General features: G+C 45.6%; 14 protein-coding genes. 7 read left to right on the forward strand and 7 right to left on the reverse strand.

Features of this window, described 5'->3' with window-relative positions; translation table 11 throughout:
- Positions 1–27: 27 nt before the first annotated feature.
- The 3 genes from gcvP to UQW94_RS01110 form a co-directional block, all read right to left on the reverse strand.
- Positions 28–2,892, reverse strand: a complete 2,865-nt coding sequence (gcvP, locus tag UQW94_RS01100; RefSeq protein ID WP_322141919.1) for an aminomethyl-transferring glycine dehydrogenase — start codon at positions 2,890–2,892, stop codon at positions 28–30.
- Positions 2,893–3,018: 126 nt separating this feature from the next.
- A complete protein-coding gene (gene gcvH / locus UQW94_RS01105; RefSeq protein ID WP_005376432.1) occupies positions 3,019–3,399 on the reverse strand; it encodes a glycine cleavage system protein GcvH in 381 nt (126 codons plus the stop codon).
- A 53-nt stretch (positions 3,400–3,452) separates the two neighbouring features.
- Complete coding sequence (locus UQW94_RS01110) at positions 3,453–4,748, reverse strand: serine hydroxymethyltransferase (protein ID WP_322141920.1); 1,296 nt, start codon at positions 4,746–4,748, stop codon at positions 3,453–3,455.
- Between the two features lie 380 nt (positions 4,749–5,128).
- On the opposite strand from UQW94_RS01110, the gene UQW94_RS01115 reads away from it, so the two are divergent.
- Positions 5,129–5,752, forward strand: coding sequence for a helix-turn-helix domain-containing protein (locus UQW94_RS01115; RefSeq protein WP_005376429.1), 624 nt, complete (start codon positions 5,129–5,131; stop codon positions 5,750–5,752).
- A gap of 260 nt (positions 5,753–6,012) precedes the next feature.
- The gene (gene gcvT, locus UQW94_RS01120) at positions 6,013–7,131 is read left to right on the forward strand and encodes a glycine cleavage system aminomethyltransferase GcvT (protein WP_047103535.1); all 1,119 of its coding nucleotides are present in this window, start codon (positions 6,013–6,015) and stop codon (positions 7,129–7,131) included.
- A 71-nt stretch (positions 7,132–7,202) separates the two neighbouring features.
- Here gcvT and vdeR read toward each other — a convergent pair whose 3' ends face one another.
- Positions 7,203–7,931 (reverse strand): efflux transporter transcriptional repressor VdeR, encoded by a 729-nt coding sequence (gene vdeR, locus UQW94_RS01125; protein WP_005376423.1) that lies wholly within the window; start codon positions 7,929–7,931, stop codon positions 7,203–7,205.
- A 160-nt stretch (positions 7,932–8,091) separates the two neighbouring features.
- On the opposite strand from vdeR, the gene UQW94_RS01130 reads away from it, so the two are divergent.
- The 4 genes from UQW94_RS01130 to UQW94_RS01145 all read left to right on the forward strand — a co-directional run bounded on the left by UQW94_RS01130 (position 8,092) and on the right by UQW94_RS01145 (position 14,171).
- A complete protein-coding gene (locus UQW94_RS01130) occupies positions 8,092–9,165 on the forward strand; it encodes an efflux RND transporter periplasmic adaptor subunit (protein ID WP_322141921.1) in 1,074 nt (357 codons plus the stop codon).
- Positions 9,165–10,226, forward strand: a complete 1,062-nt coding sequence (locus UQW94_RS01135; protein ID WP_322141922.1) for an efflux RND transporter periplasmic adaptor subunit — start codon at positions 9,165–9,167, stop codon at positions 10,224–10,226. The genes UQW94_RS01130 and UQW94_RS01135 overlap by 1 nt, the downstream gene beginning before the upstream one ends.
- Positions 10,226–13,285, forward strand: a complete 3,060-nt coding sequence (locus UQW94_RS01140) for an efflux RND transporter permease subunit (RefSeq protein ID WP_322141923.1) — start codon at positions 10,226–10,228, stop codon at positions 13,283–13,285. Before UQW94_RS01135 ends, UQW94_RS01140 begins: the two co-directional genes overlap by 1 nt.
- Positions 13,286–13,460: 175 nt before the next feature.
- Positions 13,461–14,171: a hypothetical protein gene (locus tag UQW94_RS01145; RefSeq protein ID WP_064377087.1), complete on the forward strand. Its 711-nt coding sequence runs from the start codon at positions 13,461–13,463 to the stop codon at positions 14,169–14,171.
- Between the two features lie 82 nt (positions 14,172–14,253).
- Here UQW94_RS01145 and fruA read toward each other — a convergent pair whose 3' ends face one another.
- Genes fruA through fruB form a run of 3 tightly spaced genes read right to left on the reverse strand, consistent with a single transcriptional unit; the run spans position 14,254 to position 18,126 of the window.
- Complete coding sequence (gene fruA / locus UQW94_RS01150) at positions 14,254–15,993, reverse strand: PTS fructose transporter subunit IIBC (protein WP_033906530.1); 1,740 nt, start codon at positions 15,991–15,993, stop codon at positions 14,254–14,256.
- Positions 15,994–16,011: 18 nt separating this feature from the next.
- Positions 16,012–16,983 carry a 1-phosphofructokinase gene (gene pfkB / locus UQW94_RS01155; protein ID WP_042520798.1) on the reverse strand — a complete coding sequence of 324 codons (972 nt, stop codon included), beginning with the start codon at positions 16,981–16,983 and terminating at the stop codon, positions 16,012–16,014.
- 9 nt (positions 16,984–16,992) lie between these two features.
- Positions 16,993–18,126: a fused PTS fructose transporter subunit IIA/HPr protein gene (gene fruB, locus UQW94_RS01160; protein ID WP_047103539.1), complete on the reverse strand. Its 1,134-nt coding sequence runs from the start codon at positions 18,124–18,126 to the stop codon at positions 16,993–16,995.
- Between the two features lie 373 nt (positions 18,127–18,499).
- Here fruB and cra point away from each other — a divergent pair, with 373 nt between their 5' ends.
- Positions 18,500–19,480, forward strand: coding sequence for a catabolite repressor/activator (gene cra / locus UQW94_RS01165; RefSeq protein ID WP_005386066.1), 981 nt, complete (start codon positions 18,500–18,502; stop codon positions 19,478–19,480).
- The last annotated feature ends 14 nt before the right edge of the window (positions 19,481–19,494 follow it).

The raw sequence follows: 19,494 nt of genomic DNA on the forward strand, positions 1-19,494 counted from the left end.
CCTTTGTCGATTTAGAGACTACAAAAATTAATCTTCGTAGTTATCGATGCTTGGGCATGAACAGATTAGGTTACGGTCGCCGTATACGTTATCTACGCGGTTTACCGTTGGCCAGTACTTCCAAGATTTGGTCGCTTTAGACGGGAAGCAGCCAATCTCGCGAGAGTAAGGGCGGTCCCAATCTTCAGCTGAAAGATCAACTTGAGTGTGTGGCGCGTTAACAAGTGGGTTGTTATCCAGTGGCCATTCACCGTTTTTCACTTTCTCCATTTCTTCGCGGATAGCGATCATCGCATCACAGAAGCGGTCCAGCTCTTCTAGATCTTCCGATTCCGTTGGCTCAACCATTAGCGTGCCCGCTACAGGGAACGACATAGTTGGTGCGTGGAAACCGTAGTCCATTAGACGCTTCGCGATGTCTTCTTCGCTGATACCTGTTTCTTCTTTCAGCGGACGAATGTCGATAATACATTCGTGCGCTACGCGGCCATTTTTGCCACGGTAAAGAACAGGGTAGTGTTGGCGAAGTGTTTCCATCACGTAGTTTGCGTTCAGAATTGCTACTTTTGTAGCATCTGTTAGGCCAGCTTCGCCCATCATTGCGATGTAAGCCCAAGAGATAGGTAGGATAGAAGCGCTACCCATATCTGCTGCTGATACTGCGAAATCTGCGCCTTCTACACCGTCTTCAATATGCCCTGGTAAGAAAGGAGCTAGGTGAGATTTCACACCGATAGGACCCATACCCGGACCGCCACCACCGTGCGGGATGCAGAAGGTTTTGTGTAGGTTTAGGTGAGAAACGTCTGAACCGATGAAGCCTGGTGATGTTAGACCAACCTGCGCGTTCATGTTAGCGCCGTCTAGGTAAACCTGACCACCAGCGGCATGAACCATTTCACACACTTCTTTCACTTTCTCTTCGTAAACGCCGTGCGTAGAAGGGTAAGTGATCATAATGCTTGATAGGTTGTCTTTGTGTTTCTCGATTTTCGCTGCTAGGTCGTCGATGTCGATGTTGCCTTCTTCATCACACTTAACCACAACCACTTTCATTGACACCATAGATGCTGTCGCAGGGTTAGTACCGTGCGCAGAGCTTGGGATCAAACATACGTTGCGGTGACCTTCGCCACGGCTTTCGTGGTAGCGTTGAATCGCGATAAGACCTGCGTACTCACCCGATGCACCAGAGTTTGGTTGTAGTGAGAATGCGTCATAGCCAGTGATTTCACATAGCTTTTCTTTTAGATCTTTTGCGAGTGCTGCGTAACCAGCTGCTTGTTCTGCTGGTGCGAACGGGTGGATCGAACCAAACTCAGGCCAAGTTACTGGAATCATCTCTGCTGCTGCGTTCAGCTTCATCGTACAGCTGCCCAGTGGGATCATGCCGTGCGTGAGTGAGAAGTCTTTGTTCTCTAGCTGTTTTAGGTAACGCATCATCTGTGTTTCGCTGTGGTGCGTGTTAAACACAGGGTGTGTTAGATATTTTGTTGTGCGGCGCAATGCTTCTGGAATGGCTGCAAACTCGTTGCCCGCGATTTCAGTTGATAGTGCTGCCACTTCTTCTTTCACACCGAATACTGCGAATAGGGCTTCTACATCTGCCACGGTTGTGGTTTCGTCGAAGCTCACACCTAGCTGAGTACCCAACTTACGTAGGTTGATGTCTGCGGCTAGTGCTTTCGCGTATAGGTCTTCAGTTTGTGCACCTGTGTTGATAGTGATGGTGTCGAAGAAGCTGTTGTGAGCAAGCTCGAAGCCGCCTTTAGTTAGGCCAGCGGCTAGGATGGCTGTCATATGGTGCGTACGACGAGCAATCGTGCGTAGACCTTCTGCGCCGTGGTAAACCGCGTAGAAAGACGCCATGTTCGCTAGCAGTGCTTGAGCAGTACAGATGTTTGATGTCGCTTTTTCACGACGGATGTGCTGTTCACGCGTTTGCATTGCCATACGCAGTGCTTGGTTACCGTTGGTATCGATAGAAACACCGATAACACGACCAGGCATTGTACGCTTGTGCTTATCACGCGTTGCCATGAAAGCAGCGTGTGGACCGCCGTAACCCATCGGCACGCCAAAACGTTGAGCTGAACCGATTGCTACGTCTGCGCCCATTTCACCTGCAGGTTTAAGTAGGGTAGAAGCAAGAAGATCCGTTGCTACAGTCACTAGTGTTTTGTTTGCTTGCGCTTTAGCGATGATGTCTGTTAGGTCACGAACTTCACCTGTTGTACTTGGGTATTGAACTAGTGCACCGAACACGTCTTGCTCTGGTAGTGCTTCTAAAGAACCAACCAAGACTTCAAAGCCGATGAATTTCGCACGAGTTTTTACCACTTCGATGGTTTGTGGGTGAACGTCGTCAGCAACGAAGAATACGTTGCTCTTGCTTTTACCCGCACGCTTACAAAGTGTCATCGCTTCTGCTGCTGCCGTTGCTTCATCGAGCAATGACGCGTTCGCGATTTCCATACCAGTAAGATCCATCACCATTTGTTGGTAGTTTAGAAGTGCTTCTAAACGACCTTGTGAGATCTCTGGTTGGTAAGGGGTGTAAGCAGTGTACCAGCCCGGGTTTTCCATCACGTTGCGTAGAATCACGTTCGGCGTGAAGGTGTTGTAGTAACCCTGACCAATGAATGTACGTTTAACTTGGTTCTGATCGGCGAACTTACGCATTGCTGCCAGCATGTCTGCTTCGCTTTTCGCTTCTGCCAAGCTCATTGGTTGCTCTAAGCGAATTTGTGCTGGTACGGTTTCGTCGATAAGCGAATCTAGGCTAACTGCGTTGATCGCTTCCAACATTTTCTGTTGGTCAGATTTGTTTGGTCCATTGTGGCGAGCAACGAACTCGTTTTGTGTGCTGAGGCTTTGAAGTAATTCAGTCATTGTCCTTTACCTACTCCTTGGTTCGGGTAACGGATTTGCGTTACTGATAAATTAAATTATACGTCCGAACCTAGAAAAAAAGCTGTTCTCTAAACAGGCTAGGGAACAGCTTTCGTCACATCCTAATTACTCTTCTTCGATAGAGTTTAGGTATTCGTCTGCGTCTTTCAGGTTATCTAGTTCAGATACATCAGACATCTTCACTTTTACGATCCAGCCACCTTCGTACGGCTCTTCGTTAATTAGCTCTGGGCTGTCTTCTAGTTCTTCATTGATTTCTACGATTTCACCAGTGATTGGTGCGTAGATGTCTGACGCTGCTTTTACAGATTCAACGAGAGAGAAGCTTTCACCTGCTTCAACTTCGTCTTCTACGTCTGGTAGGTCAACGAATACCACGTCACCTAGCATTTCTTGTGCATGCTCAGAAATACCAATTGTTACTGTGCCGTCACCGTTGTCACGTACCCACTCGTGGCTATCTGCAAACTTCAGTGTTTTGTCCATTGCTTAATCTCCGAATAACTTGTCAGGAATTATTATGATTTCAAAAAAATCGTTTACTGGTATAGAGGAAAGCGACTGCAAAGTTCTTTTACTTCTTTGCGAACGCGTTTTTCAACTTCTGCGTCACCTTCAGGGTTGTTCACTAAACCGTCCAGTACGTCACCAATCCAATTACCGATGAGTTTGAATTCTTCAGCGCCAAAGCCGCGGCTTGTACCCCCAGGCGTTCCTAAACGGATGCCCGATGTAATCATAGGCTTCTCTGTATCGAATGGGATGCCATTTTTGTTACATGTGATCCCAGCACGCTCTAGAGCTTCTTCTGCTTTATTGCCTTTCAACCCTTTCGGACGAAGGTCAACCAGCATTAGGTGCGTGTCTGTGCCACCAGTTACGATGTCGCAACCGCGAGTTTGCAATACTTCCGCTAGGACTTTTGCGTTATTGATCACCGAATCAATATAAGTTTTAAATTCAGGGCCAAGCGCTTCACCAAATGCGACCGCTTTGGCTGCGATAACGTGCATCAGTGGGCCACCTTGTAGGCCAGGGAATACGGCTGAGTTGATTTTCTTAATGATGTCTTCGTGGTTAGTAAGAATCATACCGCCGCGAGGGCCACGCAATGTTTTGTGTGTTGTAGTCGTAACAACGTGTGCGTGTGGCAGTGGGCTAGGGTGTGCGCTTGTTGCGATAAGACCAGCGATGTGCGCCATGTCGACCATAAGAATTGCATTTACTTCGTCTGCGATTTCACGGAATTTTGCAAAGTCGATAGTACGTGGAATAGCGCTACCACCTGCGATGATCATTTTAGGTTGGTGCTCAAGTGCAAGCTCACGAACATCTTCGTAGTTAATTTCTAGTGTTTCGCGATCAACACCGTATTGAACTGCATTAAACCATTTACCAGAAAGTGCAGGGCGTGCGCCGTGCGTCAGGTGACCACCTGCGTCTAAAGACATACCAAGAATGGTGTCACCAGGTTGAAGCAGTGCCAGCTTTACTGCGCCGTTTGCTTGTGCGCCTGAGTGTGGTTGAACGTTTGCGTATTCACAATTGAAAAGTTTTTTTGCGCGTTCGATAGCAATGGCTTCCACTGTATCTACGTGCTCACAACCACCATAGTAACGGCGACCTGGGTAACCTTCAGCGTATTTGTTTGTTAGGCATGTGCCTTGAGCTTGCATTACCGCTTTAGAAACAATGTTCTCAGAAGCGATAAGTTCGATTTGTTCGTTTTGGCGAGCGGATTCCGCTTGAATTCCAGCAAAGACAGCATCATCTGTCGCAGAGAGGTTGGTAGAGAAAAAGTTTTCCAAGCTGTGGTTAGGGTAACTCTTATTCATGGTAGTTGACCTTCCAAATCTGAAAATGAACCCGCAATAGATGAGTTATGATTTGCGGTTGTGGTTCATTTGTCCTCAAAAACAGCTGAACTGCGTAGCAGAACAGAGTGAACATCCGGCCCTAAATTTGGGCAAAAAACTCCGTTGGATTGCGTGTTTCCTTTACCAATCTCTTACGGAAATATGCATCTCTACATCTAACAAGTTGGTAACATAGCGCCTGTAGCGGGAACAATCAACCAAAAATTTCCTATAGGAAACAAGATTTCAAAATTTGTTAACAAGAGCACGCTTTAATTCACTTGGTGGACTTCTATCCACTATGTGCTTCATGCACAATGCGAGTAAGACAAAAAATATGGATATCTATAGAGGGATTTATGGCAGAAAGTATTTACGATGAATACCCATCGATGACGTTGGCAAAAGAGCAACATGACCAAAATATCGAGCCGTTAAAACTGGGCCAGCGTATTAAGGATATCCGCTCGAAACTTGGTATCACATTAGAAGAAGCGAGTCAGCGAACCGGGCTTGCTCGATCTACACTGAGCAAAATAGAAAATGAGCAGATCTCCCCGACGTTTCAAGCGATGCAAAAATTGGCACTAGGCTTACAAATTGACATGCCACAACTCTTTGAACCACCTAGAAAAAAGGTAGCGACAGGGCGCAGGGATGTTACCAAGAAGAATGAAGGTAAACCACACCCAACACAAACTTATGAACATGAACTGCTCGCTACTCAACTTTCCAATAAGAAAATGATGCCGTTTAAGAGCCAAATTCGAGCTCGTAGTTTTGATGAATATAAAGACTGGGTTCGTCATGACGGCGAAGAATTTTTACTTATCTTATCTGGTGAGGTCATGTTCTATTCTGAGTTTTACGAACCTGTTGTTTTAAGCGAGGGAGACAGCGTTTATTACGATGCAAATATGGGACATATGTTGACCAGTGTTAGCGAGGAAGATGCGCTCATTTTGTGGGTGACAGCCAAATAGTGATAAATACTTGTAAATTTCCTATAGTGAAAGCAAACGATTGCTGCTGGTGGTCGTTATGATGAAAAAGCGCTTTTTTGATGAGAACTTGCTCATTAAAGCGCTTTTTTTGTACGATTTGTTGTGATTAAAATGTTAAGAGTCACACTTTTGCAAGTCGATCTACGTCTTGTTCGTGCAAAATAGAATGAGCCATGTTTATTATTGGAAACACATCGAATGCCGATAGCATTCTCGGGTCTATCTAAATGGAGACGAAAATGACTCAAGAACTACTGAAAACACCACTACACGCACTTCACGTTGAAGTTGGTGCCAAAATGGTCCCGTTCGCGGGTTACGATATGCCTGTTCAGTATCCTCTAGGCGTAAAGAAGGAACACTTACATACTCGTGATGCGGCAGGTCTGTTTGATGTTTCTCACATGGGACAGCTTCGCCTAATTGGTGACGGTGCAGCTGCGTTCCTAGAAACATTAGTCCCAGTGGATATTGTGGATCTTGAGTCTGGTAAACAGCGTTACGCTTTTTTCACTAATGAAGAGGGCGGCATCATGGACGACTTGATGGTGGCTAACCTAGGCGATCATCTGTTTGTGGTTGTGAACGCAGCATGTAAAGCGCAAGATATCGCACACCTACAAGCGCATTTACCATCTGGTGTTGAGCTAGAAACTATCGAAGACCGAGCTCTACTTGCAATCCAAGGCCCTAAAGCGGCGGCTGTATTGGCGCGTTTTGCACCAGAAGTTTCTGAAATGCTGTTCATGGATATTTGTAAAGTCGATGTTTTAGGCGCCGAGTGCATTGTTTCTCGTAGTGGTTATACAGGCGAAGACGGTTACGAAATCTCGGTTCCTGCTGACAAAGCGGAAGAGCTAGCACGTAAACTGACTGCGGAAGATGAAGTTGAATGGATTGGCCTTGGTGCTCGTGATTCACTTCGTCTTGAGTGTGGCCTTTGTCTATACGGTCATGACCTAGACACAACAACAACACCTGTTGAAGCGAGCTTGCTATGGGGTATCCAAAAAGTTCGTCGTATTGGTGGTGAACGTGAAGGTGGTTTCCCTGGCGCAGACATTATTCTTAAGCAGATTGAGACTAAAGATGTGGCGCGTAAGCGTGTGGGTCTAGTAGGTCAAACCAAAGCGCCAGTGCGTGAAGGTGTTGAACTGTTTGATGCTGACGGCGTTAAAATTGGCGTTGTAACCAGCGGTACGGCGGGTCCGAATGCAGGTAAGCCAGTCTCAATGGGTTATGTTCGTGCGGATTTGGCGGCGATTGGTACTGAAGTGTTCGCTGAAGTGCGTGGTAAAATGCTACCAATGACAGTTGAAAAAATGCCGTTCGTACCACAACGTTACTACCGTGGTTAAAACGAATTGAAACAAAAATGCCGAGCTTTGTAGCTCGGCATTTTTTATGTCTTCTTTTCGCTTGTTTACTTTTAGTTTACTGCTTCATCAATAGTACAGCACATATCAATAACGATATCTTCAAGCTTTTCCGGATGAATCATCTCTTCTTTTGGGATCCCAAATTGAGAGGCCATAATGGTATTAAACAATTCCCAATGCTTGATCAGCAGTTTTTCGCGATTATCTGCAATATCCGGCCATGTTTCTTGCATCATTGGCGCGAGACTGACAGCACCATGTGCGAAGATCAACATTTGCCACTTTGATTCCCACTGATCAAATTGTGCATTAGGGTTTTCGCTGTTGTACTGCTCGAAAATTCCGGTAAATATCGCAGCGAACTCATCTTTTGACTTTAAGAAATACTGCAGCAGAGCACCGTCATCGCCTTGTCGAATGGCATCGGCGATCATCTGTACTGGATGAGGATTGACGAGAGCAAATGCTAGCATGCGAACCATAAACAGATAAATTTTTCTATTCGAAGGTGTGTTCTCCGGCATTTCATTGATGAGTTCAGCCATATAGCACTGCATGAACTCGTCCATTGCATCGCTAACCGCTTGCCAGATTTTCTCTTTGCTGCCGAAGTGGTGACGGATCAAACTATGTGAAACACCAGCCTTTTCACTGATATTGCGCAGCGAGACACGCTCGTAACCAAGTTCACAAAACATATCTGCTGCCACTTTAAGGATCAGACACTTAGTTTGTTCTGCTGCTTCAGCACTTCTACGCCCCTGCTTTCTTTCATTCATAGTTCGAATTTTCCCGAATATTAATCACGCGCTTACTTTTACCAGAAACCGAACGCTTTGACTAATTAATTTGCTATCCACCTGGAAAATATGTTGATCAATTTCAAATTCTGCTTATACTGCACGGCTGTGTAATATATAAAACCTACGGAGAAAGCGGGTGCGAAAACAATATTTAAAGCGCACTTTAGTTGGCGCAGTGGTGACATTAAGTCTTTCTGGGATGCTAACTGGGTGTAATAAAGCCATTTCTGAGCCGTCTGAACCTTTAATCAAACCTGTAAAATTACTGGCGGTGAAAGACCTAGAACTTGAAGACTCGCACGCCTTTTTAGCGCGTATTGATGCAACACATCGCGCGCAGCTTTCTTTTCAGGTTGGTGGAGAGGTTGATGAATTACGTATACGCATGGGTCAAAAAGTCCAAAAAGGTGAAGTGCTCGCAACGTTAGACCCTAAAGATCTTCAGCTTGCGTTAGATGCCGCTCAAGCGCAGTACGCGTTAGCGAAAACACAATGGGACCGCTCGAAAAACCTTTACGGAAAAAAACTCATTAGTACTGATGAGTACGATCAGAAAGAAACTCAATATAAAGCGGCATTGGCGAACTACGAACAAGCTAAAACCGATTTGAGCTATACCAAAATTCACGCACCGTTTGATGGCATAGTGTCATATACCTATGTCAACCCATTTCAGGTAGTAGCAGAGAAGCAGGAGATCTTGAATCTCATTGATAACACGACGTTGGATGTGTCGTTCACCTTGCCAGTAAGTTATGCGGAATCTGTATCACTTGAGTCACTGCAAAACTCCGATATGTGGGTGACGATGGATAGCGAGCCAGGAAAACGTATTCCTGGGCAATTTAAAGAAATTTCGACACAGCCAAACATCGATACCAATAGTTATGAGGCGATCGTGACCATCACTCGACCAGAAGATCGCAATTTGCTGACAGGTATGACAGGGCAGGTACACATTGCTAAACAACATGTATCGGACGCGATGACGTTACCTCAGTCTGCTTGGGTCAACAAAAATGGGACGCAAGGTGAAGTTTGGGTAATGGACAGAAGCACGCAGCAGGTCAATAAAGTCACTGTGTCACTTGACGCAGCAGGTGGTGTGAAAGCCGGGCTTGATAACAATGATTACGTTGTTATTGCTGGTGTTGAGAGACTGGTTGAAGGACAAGTGGTGAAAGCTTGGGTTCGTGAGGGAGGCATTTAATGAAACGTTCTCTATTTACGATCTCTGCGATTGCACTTGCAGTTTTAACGGGGTGCAAAAATGAAAACCAAGCTATCGTCGAGCAGCCACTTTTTGTGTCGACTATCTCGGTGGATGCACCAGTACAAAGTCAACATCGCGCGTTCAAAGGCATAGTAGTGCCTGCAGAGCAAACGCCAATGGCATTTCGCCGCGCTGGGGAAGTTCAGCAGGTATTGGTTAAAGCGGGTGACGTTGTGAAGCAGGGGCAAATGATCGCAAAGCTAGATGATAGCAAAGAGAAGCAAGCCGTGAATGACGCAGAAGCACAATACACACTTGCAATTCGTCAGCTTAAACGCGGTGAAGACTTGCATGCACGTCAAATGATTTCAAAAGCGGAACTTGATGAGCTAACCGCTAATAAAGAGCTAGCTGAGGCTACTTTCTATAACGCGACCAATCAATTGAATTACACCCGTTTATTCGCCCCGTTCGCCGGTAAAGTATCTGATGTTTTCAAAGAACGTTTTGAGCGTGTGGCAATTGGTGAACCCGTGTTAAACCTATACCAAAACGATTTGGTTTACGTGCGCATTGAGCTTTCCGACAATGTTTTAGCGATGGTAGACCCAAACTCAGACAGCATGAGCTACAAGCCTAGAGCAACCTTCTCCGGCATCGATGGCAGATTTGCTTTGGACTATTTAGAGCACACAAGTGAACCCAACGCTGAAACTCAAACCTACGAAATGTACTTGACGATGCCACAGCCAAAAACAGAGATATTACCGGGAACCAGCGTAAGCGTTTTGGTCGATATGGTGAAGGCGGGCATTACCTCTATTGATGGTTACAGTGTTCCTGTCACGGCGCTTCAAGCAGGCAGTGAAGGGAATGAGTTCTTTGTGTGGAAAAAAGAAGGTGACATTGTCACACGGGTGCCTGTCATGATTTCTCAAGTGAATGGCAATGGAGCCATTGTGTCGTCAGGTGTTAACCAGGGCGATATTCTGATTAATTCAAATCTGCGTAAATTACGCGAAGGTAAACATGTGGATGTTGTGGAGAATAACCAATAATGAACATTGCTGAGTATTCAATAAAAAACAAAGTCATCAGCTGGTTGTTCATTATTATCCTTGCTGTTGGTGGTTTAACGTCATTTTTGGAGCTTGGACGATTAGAAGACCCGGCATTTACGATCAAAGATGCCATGATCATCTCAACATACCCTGGCGCGACGTCAAAAGAAGTTGAAGAAGAGCTGACGTATCCTCTAGAAAAAGAGATTCGAAAACTCCCTTATATCGACAAAATTACCTCTACGTCTTCTAATGGTATGTCTCAAATAACGGTGAGCATGGAAATGGACTATGGTCCTGATGAACTGCCGCAAATTTGGGATGAAATGCGCCGTAAAATTAATGATTTACGACCATCATTGCCTCAAGGTGTTCAGTCTTTACAGATCATTGATGATTTCGGTGACGTTTATGGCGTGATGTTAATGCTCACTGGTGACGATTACGACTATGTAGAGCTGAAACGTTATGCGGATTACCTGACCCGTGAAATCGAGCTTGTTGATGGTGTTGGTAAGGTAGACATCACGGGCGATCAGCAAGAAATGCTATTCGTTGAGATCTCACTTGATCGCCTTGCTGCACTGAACTTAGACATGAATGTGGTTTCGAGCTTGTTGAACCAGCAAAACAATGTGGTTTCAGCAGGTGAAGTGATGGTTAATGGCGAAAGCCTTGTTATTCGCCCAAGCGGCACCTTAAACACTGTAGAAGCACTAGAAAATCTGATCATTCATGGCCGTGACACAGGAAATCTAATTCGTCTAAAAGACGTAGCAACGATTTCTCGCGGTATTCAAGAGAAGCCAAGCAACGTCGTACTCTTTAACGGTCAAAAAGCGATTAATATCGGTATCTCGTTTGCATCGGGTGTGAACGTGGTTGAGGTTGGTGAACGTTTGGATGCGGAGCTCGCGAGCCTTGAGTCTATCAAGCCTGCTGGCATCGATATGAACTACTTTTACAACCAAGCCAATGAGGTGGATGAATCTGTTAAAGCGTTTGTAATTAGTCTAGCGGAGGCAGTGGCGATCGTAATCATTGTGTTGCTGTTTACTATGGGTTTACGCAGTGGTGTCATCATTGGAGTTGTGTTGTTATTGACGGTATTTGGTACCTTCATTTTGATGAATTACAACAACATCGAACTGCATCGTATTTCTCTTGGCGCGTTAATTATTGCCTTGGGTATGCTGGTTGATAACGCGATTGTTGTCGTGGAAGGCATATTGGTTGGCCTAAAGAAAGGGCGTACCAAAGTTCAAGCGGCTGTCGATATTGTAAAGCAAACACAATGGCCTTTGCTGGGCGCAACTGTTATTGCAATTACGGCTTTTGCACCTATCGGCTTGTCGCAAGATGCGACAGGCGAGTTCATGGGCTCTCTATTCTGGGTGCTGTGTTTCTCATTATTTTTAAGCTGGATTACCGCTATTACACTGACGCCTTTCCTTGCCGATCTTTTGTTGAAAGAGGAAAACAAAGAGCAGGGTACTAGCGAAGATGATCCTTATAAAGGCTGGTTGTTTGTCGTATTTGGGGCATCGCTGAAATTTGCATTGCGATTCCGCTGGCTTACCGTTGCTGGCATGGTGGCGCTATTAGTGGGTGCTGTCGTGGCATTTGGTAATGTAAAACAGCAGTTCTTCCCACCATCGAATACGCCGATGTTCTACGTGGATATGTGGATGCCAGAGGGTACTGACATCCGTGAAACGATTAAAAAAGCTGAAGAGGTCGAAAGCTACATTCGTCAGCAAGATGATATTGACTTTGTTTCTGCTTCGATTGGGCAGGGCCTACAGCGTTTTGCTTTAACCTATCAACCAGAAAAAAGTTACGAAGCGTACGCGCAGTTCCAAGTTCGCGCGACTGATCGTGAGAAAATGTTTGGTTTACTGTATAAGTTAGATGAGAATCTGGCGAAAACATTTGATGCGCCTACGTTCCAGTTTAAATTGATGGAATTTGGTCCATCACCAGCGTCTAAGATCGAAGCGCGTATTACTGGCCCTGATCCACAAGTTTTACGTGACTTGGCGGTGCAAGTTGAAGACATCCTTCATACCGACCCTGGTGCCCGAAACATTCGTCACGATTGGCGAGAGCGCACCAAGGAACTTGTACCCGTTTTCAATGAGTCTAAAGCTCGTCGCTTAGGTATTTCGAAAGAAGATCTTTCAAGCACACTGCAAATGGCGTTTGGTGGTAGCACCTTAGGTTACTTGCGTGATGGTACACATACGTTGCCAATTATGACACGCCTTCCTGAAGAAGAACGCGTAGATTTTGAATCACTACAAAACGTGACCATTTGGAGTCCTTCGTTGCAAACTTATATTCCGGTTGATCAAGTGATTGATGGCGTTCAACTGGATTGGAGTGAGCCGCTAATTCAGCGTCGTGACCGTAAGCGTACGTTAACCGTTCTCGCGGACCATGATGTGTTGAGTGACGACACGGCAGCAAGCTTATTTGCTCGTGTACAGCCTGAAGTGATGGCATTGCATGTTCCAGAAGGGTACGAAATCACATGGGGTGGTGAGTACGAATCATCCAAAGATGCACAAGAAGGCCTATTCGGTTCATTGCCGATGGGTTACTTGTTGATGTTCATCATTACTATTTTACTGTTTAACTCAATCAAAAAGCCGTTGGTCATTTGGTTCACCGTTCCGTTAGCGATCATTGGCGTTGCTTTTGGTTTGCTTACCACGAACATGCCGTTCAGTTTTACAGCATTCCTTGGTTTGTTAAGCCTAAGTGGCATGATTTTGAAAAACGGTATTGTGTTGCTTGACCAAATTAACCTTGAGTTGGAGTCTGGTAAAGATCCTTACCTCGCGATTGTTGATAGTGCGATAAGCCGCGTTCGTCCGGTAAGTATGGCGGCACTAACAACTATCTTGGGGATGATTCCACTGGTCTTCGACGCCTTCTTTGGCTCGATGGCAATAACGATTATGGCAGGTCTTGGTTTTGCTACTGTACTGACACTGATAGTGGTGCCAGTGATGTTTGCAATTCTGTTTAGGGTAAAACCGACCACTGCATAGGGACTCCTGGCTATTTGCCAGCTTCCTGCCTAGCCCTGAAGGTTTTCTTCGGGGCTTTTTTGATCTTACTAATACATACCAAACCATTCATTTGCTTGATTTTAATGATTTTCTTACGATTACAATGCAAATCATGCGTATACTGATGTAACGACACATCAAAGATTGAGATTACATGAATAAGCGCATATTAAACGGACTCTTCTTCGTTGGTTCTTTCACCTTGGTTGGCTGCACCGCGACGGATAGCATGCCGACAGAAACCAAACAACCTGCCCCTAAAATTAACAGTGTTAGTGCTGAAGTCATTTCCAGTTGGATTGATAGTAAGGTTTTAGCCCCTGAAGGGCTGTCGCTCGAGCAAGACAACCTACGTTATCTATCGGGTAGCGCCGACCTAAACAGCGACGGAAAGGCAGAACACATAGTGTTGCTTCAAGATCGCTATTTCTGTGGTAGTGGTGGCTGCTCTGCATATATGTTTGATAATGAGGGAAACGTTATTAATCGAATGTCGGTAACTCGCACGCCTATTGTACTAGCCGACAGTTACAGTAATGGTTGGCAGGACTTTATCGTTTGGAGTAATGGCTCATATCGACTCATGAGTTACAACGGTGAGTCTTATCCAAGTAACCCGTCACTAGAGCCAAAGGTGGATCGAGACGCTAACCAGCAGGCGGCAATCGCAAATGTAATGGCGACAGAGCTTTATCAGCAAGACGGCTATGACATTCTGCCCGCAGAATCAAAAACCTTGTGGACGCCAGCTAACGTTTACCACTTTACCTTCAAGCACTACGGTGACCCGCATAGCGCTTATCAAGCAACGGTGGATATGAGCAGTGGGGAAGTAGACATTGTAGCCGTTCCGGCTGCGGAATAAAAAACACCTCCCTTAACCGGAATTAAAGGGAGGTGCTAAATGCCAAATTCGAGGGTGGCATTGTTAACCGGAGTCGCTCTAATTAAGCTGCGACTTCTTGTTTCGCTTCTGCTTTGCTTTTTAAGAATGCGTAAGTAAAGCCAGTTACCGCTGTACCTGCTGCAATAGCCACTAAATACATTAATACTGGTGAAATTGCGTTAGGAATTAGCAGCACGAATAGACCGCCGTGTGGTGCCATTAATTTCGCACCGAATAGCATCGATAGGGCACCAGTAAGCGCGCCACCTGCCATACAAGATGGAATCACGCGCATTGGATCTTTCGCAGCAAATGGAATTGCGCCTTCAGAGATGAAACAAAGGCCCAAGACAAATGATGCTTTACCTGCCTCACGTTCATTTTGTTCAAATTTGTTCTTCGCAATGAAGGTCGCTAAACCCATACCTAGCGCAGGAACCATACCTGCGGCCATGATTGCCGCCATTGGCGCGTAAGTTTGTGAAGCCAAAAGGCCAACACCAAATGCGTAAGCGGCTTTGTTGACAGGGCCTCCTAGGTCGAAACACATCATTGCGCCAAGGATAATACCCAGTAGTACTGCACTGTCAGATCCCATGTTGTTTAGGAAGTCAGTCAGGCCGTTCATGATGCCTGAAACTGGGCCGCCTACGATGTAGATCATCACAAGGCCAGTGAACAATGTTGCTACAAATGGAATGATCAGAATCGGTTTAAGCGCCTCCATCGATTGTGGCAGTTTCACCTTATCTGCGAGGAGTTTCGCTGCGTAACCGGCAATGAAGCCAGCTGCGATACCACCTAGGAAACCAGCACCCGTTGAACTTGCTAGCATACCACCAACAAGACCAGGAGCCAGACCAGGACGGTCAGCGATTGAAAACGCAATATAGCCAGCAAGTACAGGAATCATCAATGCGAATGCAGAGCCACCACCAATGTTCATCAAGGCTGCTGCTAGTGTGCCTTCTTCTTTAAATGCTTCAATACCAAACACGAACGATAGGGCGATGATCAAACCACCAGCGACAACCACAGGCAGCATGTGCGATACCCCTGTCATCAAGTGTTTGTAAGCGCCTTTCTTCTCGTCTGCTGCCGAAGCAGAATTTGCAGAACCTGAATGTTGGTAAATCGTGGCTTGCTCGAATGCTTTGTCCATCTCTTCGGCTGTTTTTTTCAGAGCTGGGCCTGTTTTCGTGCGGTACATCTTTTTTCCGTTAAAGCGATCAAGTGGCACTTCAATATCCGCAGCAATGATCACCAGATCGGCATCTGCAATTTCTTGCTCAGTCAGTTGGTTTTTAGCGCCAACTGAACCACGAGTTTCCACCTTGATTTGATGGCCACGACGCTTGCCTTCTTCTTCTAAAGCTTCTGCCGCCATAAAGGTATGCGCAACGCCAGTAGGGCATGCCGTGATTGCAACAATCTTCTTTGATGCTGATGTTGTATCTGTAGTGATAGGGGCTGCAAGTGTGGTTGCTTTTTCAAGTAAAGTGGCGTTTTCAACCGCTTGCTGGAGAAACGCAGTTGCGTCTTTTGCTACTTCGCTAATTTCCGCTTGGTAAACCTTTTTTCCTACAAAACGAGAAGTGTCGACGCTAGTATTTGCCGCAATGACAATGACTTCTGCTTGTTCAACGTCAGCTTCCGTCAATAGTGTTGGTTCAACCACACTTGATTGACATTCTATTTTGGCATTCCAGTTTAATTTTGCGGCGGCTTGTTCTAGTAATCCTGCCGCAAGGATGCTATTTGCTACACCGCTCGGACAGGCAGTAATAATGGCAATATTCATACGATAACCTTCTGTTCCTTAGTTTTGTTCTAAGTTTGTAATAGGGTAAAGCGCGCTAACTTCAGTTTGTCGCTTGATATTTTCCAGTTCTTCCTGACTGGTTAGCCCTACGCCAACTTGACTAACTGCCAAAGCAGAAAGTGCCGTAGCGAAGCGCAATAAATCGTTTTTAGGCATCAGTTGCATGTGGCCCCAACACAAGCCAGCGACCAGCGTATCGCCTGCGCCAACGGTGCTCACGACATGCATTCGAGGCGGTTTTGCACTAAGCCATTCGCCTTGGTTGAGCCACATAACACCGTCAGGTCCCATAGAAACCACGATGTTTTCTATGCCTTTGTCGCTCAGTGTTTGCGCTGCAGCTTGGCACTGTTCAGGTGTTGCTAGATGTTCGCCAACAAAATCACCAAGTTCTTCATCGTTAGGTTTAATTAACCATGGGTGAGCATCAATACCTGACTTCAATGCGGCTTTGCTACTGTCGAACAACACCTTTTTGCCTTGTTGATGCAGTGCTTCTATCCATGCAGCGCATTGCTCTGCAGTAACACCGCCCGGTAGGCTGCCTGCCAATACAAAGTAATCGTGTGTTTCAGCAAGGCGGAATAGGGTTTCTTCAAAGCGCGCGATTTCTTCTGCCGTAACTTGAACACCAGGGAAGTTAATGTCACTAACGTTTCCATTAGCCTCAACGAGCTTGACGTTGATACGAGTTGCACCTTGTACTTCTACAAACTCATTCTTAACGCCGATGTCATTGAAAAGCTGATGGAATAGCTCAGGGTTATCTTTACCAAGAAAGCCGGTAACCGTGACGTCTGCGCCTAAATCGCTCAACACTTTTGCTACGTTGACACCTTTACCTGCAGCGTGGAGATTGCTTTGCTGTACTAAGCTCACGGAACCAACGTTTAGTTCATTTACTGAACCTGTTAAATCCAATGCCGGGTTGAGCGTAATAGTGACAACCTTATTTGTTTTGTTTGTCATATCGGATCCTTAACCTTCACCAAGGCCAGAAGCGATTGCATTTCCGATAGACTCCAAGGCTTGCGGGGCATCAGGGCCTTCTGCTGTAAATTGAAGTTGGTGACCGTGCTTAACGCCCAGCGCGATAACTTTCATTAGGCTCTTCGCGTTTACTGCTTTTCCATCTCCGTCTAGGTTGGCAACACGTATAGTGGATTCAAACTTTTTCGCTTCTGCGACTAACATTGCCCCCGGACGAGCATGTAGGCCGTGAGAGTTTTTGATTTTAAATACAGCGGTATTGCCTTCTTCTGAAGATGCGGCTGTGACTTCTTCACCTTTGAACAAAGCAAGAATCTGTTCTACTGATGCATCTAAAAGCTTGCCGTGTTCATTGTTAAACACAATATTAGAAAGCGTTTTTAGGATAGGTTGGTGAGCATTGTTACATGCTGCGAACGCGAAAAGTGCACGCACTTTTTGACCTTCATATTCGCAGTCGTTTGCCGTCGAGACAAATGACACACCTGTGCGAGTGACATGTTTGTCACTGCCAATTAACCACAGGCCATTACCTAAGTGAGTTGGTTGTTTGGTAACGAGATCGGCAACGAATTCGTTATCAGCACATCCCGTATTTTTCAACAGACCACCTGCAACAGCACTCATCTGTAGCATGTCGCTCGCAGGGAACATCAGTTGAATTAAAGAAGCGTCAAAGTCTGCTTCAAGCTGAACATCACCGTGCAGTAGGGCGATGATTTCGTCTTCATTTTTTGCATTACGCAGACGCTCTTCTACGCCATCTGCGCCTAGCACTTTGGTGAGCTGTTTAAGAATGCCAAGGTGTTCATCAGATTTAGCTGCGATACCGATAGCGACGAACACAGTATTGCCATCACCCCAGTCGACACCTTGTGGGAAGTGATGCACAGCAACACCCGTTGTTTTCACCATTGCACGAGTGTCGGTTGTACCGTGCGGGATGGCGATACCGTTCCCCAAAAACGTAGAGTTTTGGTTTTCACGGTTTAGCATGCCTTCAACGTAACCGCGTTCAACTAGGCCTTTATCAGTCAGGCTATGAGCAATACTCTTTATTGCTTCAAACTTATCTGTCGCTGATTGCGAAAGGGTAATGTCGTTCTTATTTAGCTTAAGCATGGTGCTTCTCCAGCCTTAAGGTATCAATTTAAAAATGTATTCTGTGTGAGAAGTTGAACGCCGCTTCTTCTGAGCGCTTATCACTCCTCAAACCTTTTATCTTTCAAGCTAAATCGATTCAGCTTGTTGGTAAATTTTTTAAAAGACTCAGAAAAACTGTTTTAAAAACTGACGTTAACAAACGAGCCTTTGCCGCTTTCCTATAGCCTAGCTCACAAATTGGTTTGTTGCGTGTTCGGGTGATTTACGTCAATTTTTAAGTTTTGCTGAATCCTTTCAGCTTTTATACTGAATCGGTTCAGCTTATAATTCAACTTATCGAAAGATCGTTGATGTATTAATATGATCGCGCGCACAGAATAAGGTTTAGAATATGACACTGGATGAAATAGCCAAATTAGCGGGTGTTTCTAAGACAACTGCTAGCTATGTGATTAACGGAAAAGCGCAGAAATACCGCATCAGCGAGAAGACTCAGAAAAAGGTGATGGCCGTTGTAGATGAGTACAATTATAAGCCAGATCATGCGGCGTCTTCCTTGCGGGCAGGTAATTCACGCTCATTTGGGCTTATCATCCCAGACTTAGAGAACACCAGTTATGCGCGTCTTGCAAAGTTGATAGAGCAGAACTCTCGGAAAGCGGGGTACCAAATTTTGATTGGCTGCTCTGATGATGATCCTGATACAGAGCAAAAGGTGGCGGAAGCATTAGTCAGTCGTCGTATTGATGCGTTGTTTGTGGCAAGTGGTATGCCCACTGCAAACGAGTATTATCTTAAGTTGCAAAATTCTGGTACGCCAGTTATCGCGCTAGACCGTCCAATGGATGATGAGCACTTTTGTTGTGTCATCAGCGAAGATTTTGATGCCGCACTTGAACTCACTCAGTCAGTACTGTCAGAGGATATAAAGTCCATTGGCTTAATCGGTGCATTGCAAGATCTTCAAGTCTCAAAAGAGCGTGAGCTTGGTTTTCTATCTGCTTCTCAACAAGGTGGTAAAACGGCAACAGTGGGTTATGGACAACACTTCTCCCGGGAAGAAGGCAAGAAAGTCTTAGAGAGATGGTTAACAGAGAACGCATTGCCAGATGCCATTGTTACAACGTCATACACACTGTTAGAAGGTGTGTTGGATGTAATGCTAGAAAAACCAGAACTGATGGGAAAGGTGCGTTTAGCGACATTTGGTGATAATCGACTGCTGGACTTTTTGCCTGTGAAAATCAACTCTTTGCCTCAACAGTTTGAGTTGATCGCGGACAGCGCAATGGAGTTAGCACTCAATGCTTCCGCTAAGCGTTACAAGCCTGGCGTAGAACTTATCCCGCGTAAAATTGTGAAACGTCACTAAGTAACTAAATAGGT

It is taken from the genome of Vibrio sp. PBL-C16, from assembly GCF_034321865.1.
Lineage (GTDB): Bacteria > Pseudomonadota > Gammaproteobacteria > Enterobacterales > Vibrionaceae > Vibrio > Vibrio alginolyticus.

Excerpts from the sequence above, each read along its gene's own strand:
- UQW94_RS01115 (WP_005376429.1), top strand. The coding sequence starts at position 5,129 with ATGGCAGAAAGTATTTACGATGAATACCCATCGATGACGTTGGCAAAA.
- fruB (WP_047103539.1), bottom strand. The coding sequence starts at position 18,126 with ATGCTTAAGCTAAATAAGAACGACATTACCCTTTCGCAATCAGCGACA.
- cra (WP_005386066.1), top strand. The coding sequence starts at position 18,500 with ATGACACTGGATGAAATAGCCAAATTAGCGGGTGTTTCTAAGACAACT.
- gcvT (WP_047103535.1), top strand. The coding sequence starts at position 6,013 with ATGACTCAAGAACTACTGAAAACACCACTACACGCACTTCACGTTGAA.
- gcvH (WP_005376432.1), bottom strand. The coding sequence starts at position 3,399 with ATGGACAAAACACTGAAGTTTGCAGATAGCCACGAGTGGGTACGTGAC.
- fruA (WP_033906530.1), bottom strand. The coding sequence starts at position 15,993 with ATGAATATTGCCATTATTACTGCCTGTCCGAGCGGTGTAGCAAATAGC.
- vdeR (WP_005376423.1), bottom strand. The coding sequence starts at position 7,931 with ATGAATGAAAGAAAGCAGGGGCGTAGAAGTGCTGAAGCAGCAGAACAA.
- gcvP (WP_322141919.1), bottom strand. The coding sequence starts at position 2,892 with ATGACTGAATTACTTCAAAGCCTCAGCACACAAAACGAGTTCGTTGCT.
- pfkB (WP_042520798.1), bottom strand. The coding sequence starts at position 16,983 with ATGACAAACAAAACAAATAAGGTTGTCACTATTACGCTCAACCCGGCA.
- UQW94_RS01110 (WP_322141920.1), bottom strand. The coding sequence starts at position 4,748 with ATGAATAAGAGTTACCCTAACCACAGCTTGGAAAACTTTTTCTCTACC.
- UQW94_RS01140 (WP_322141923.1), top strand. The coding sequence starts at position 10,226 with ATGAACATTGCTGAGTATTCAATAAAAAACAAAGTCATCAGCTGGTTG.
- UQW94_RS01145 (WP_064377087.1), top strand. The coding sequence starts at position 13,461 with ATGAATAAGCGCATATTAAACGGACTCTTCTTCGTTGGTTCTTTCACC.
- UQW94_RS01135 (WP_322141922.1), top strand. The coding sequence starts at position 9,165 with ATGAAACGTTCTCTATTTACGATCTCTGCGATTGCACTTGCAGTTTTA.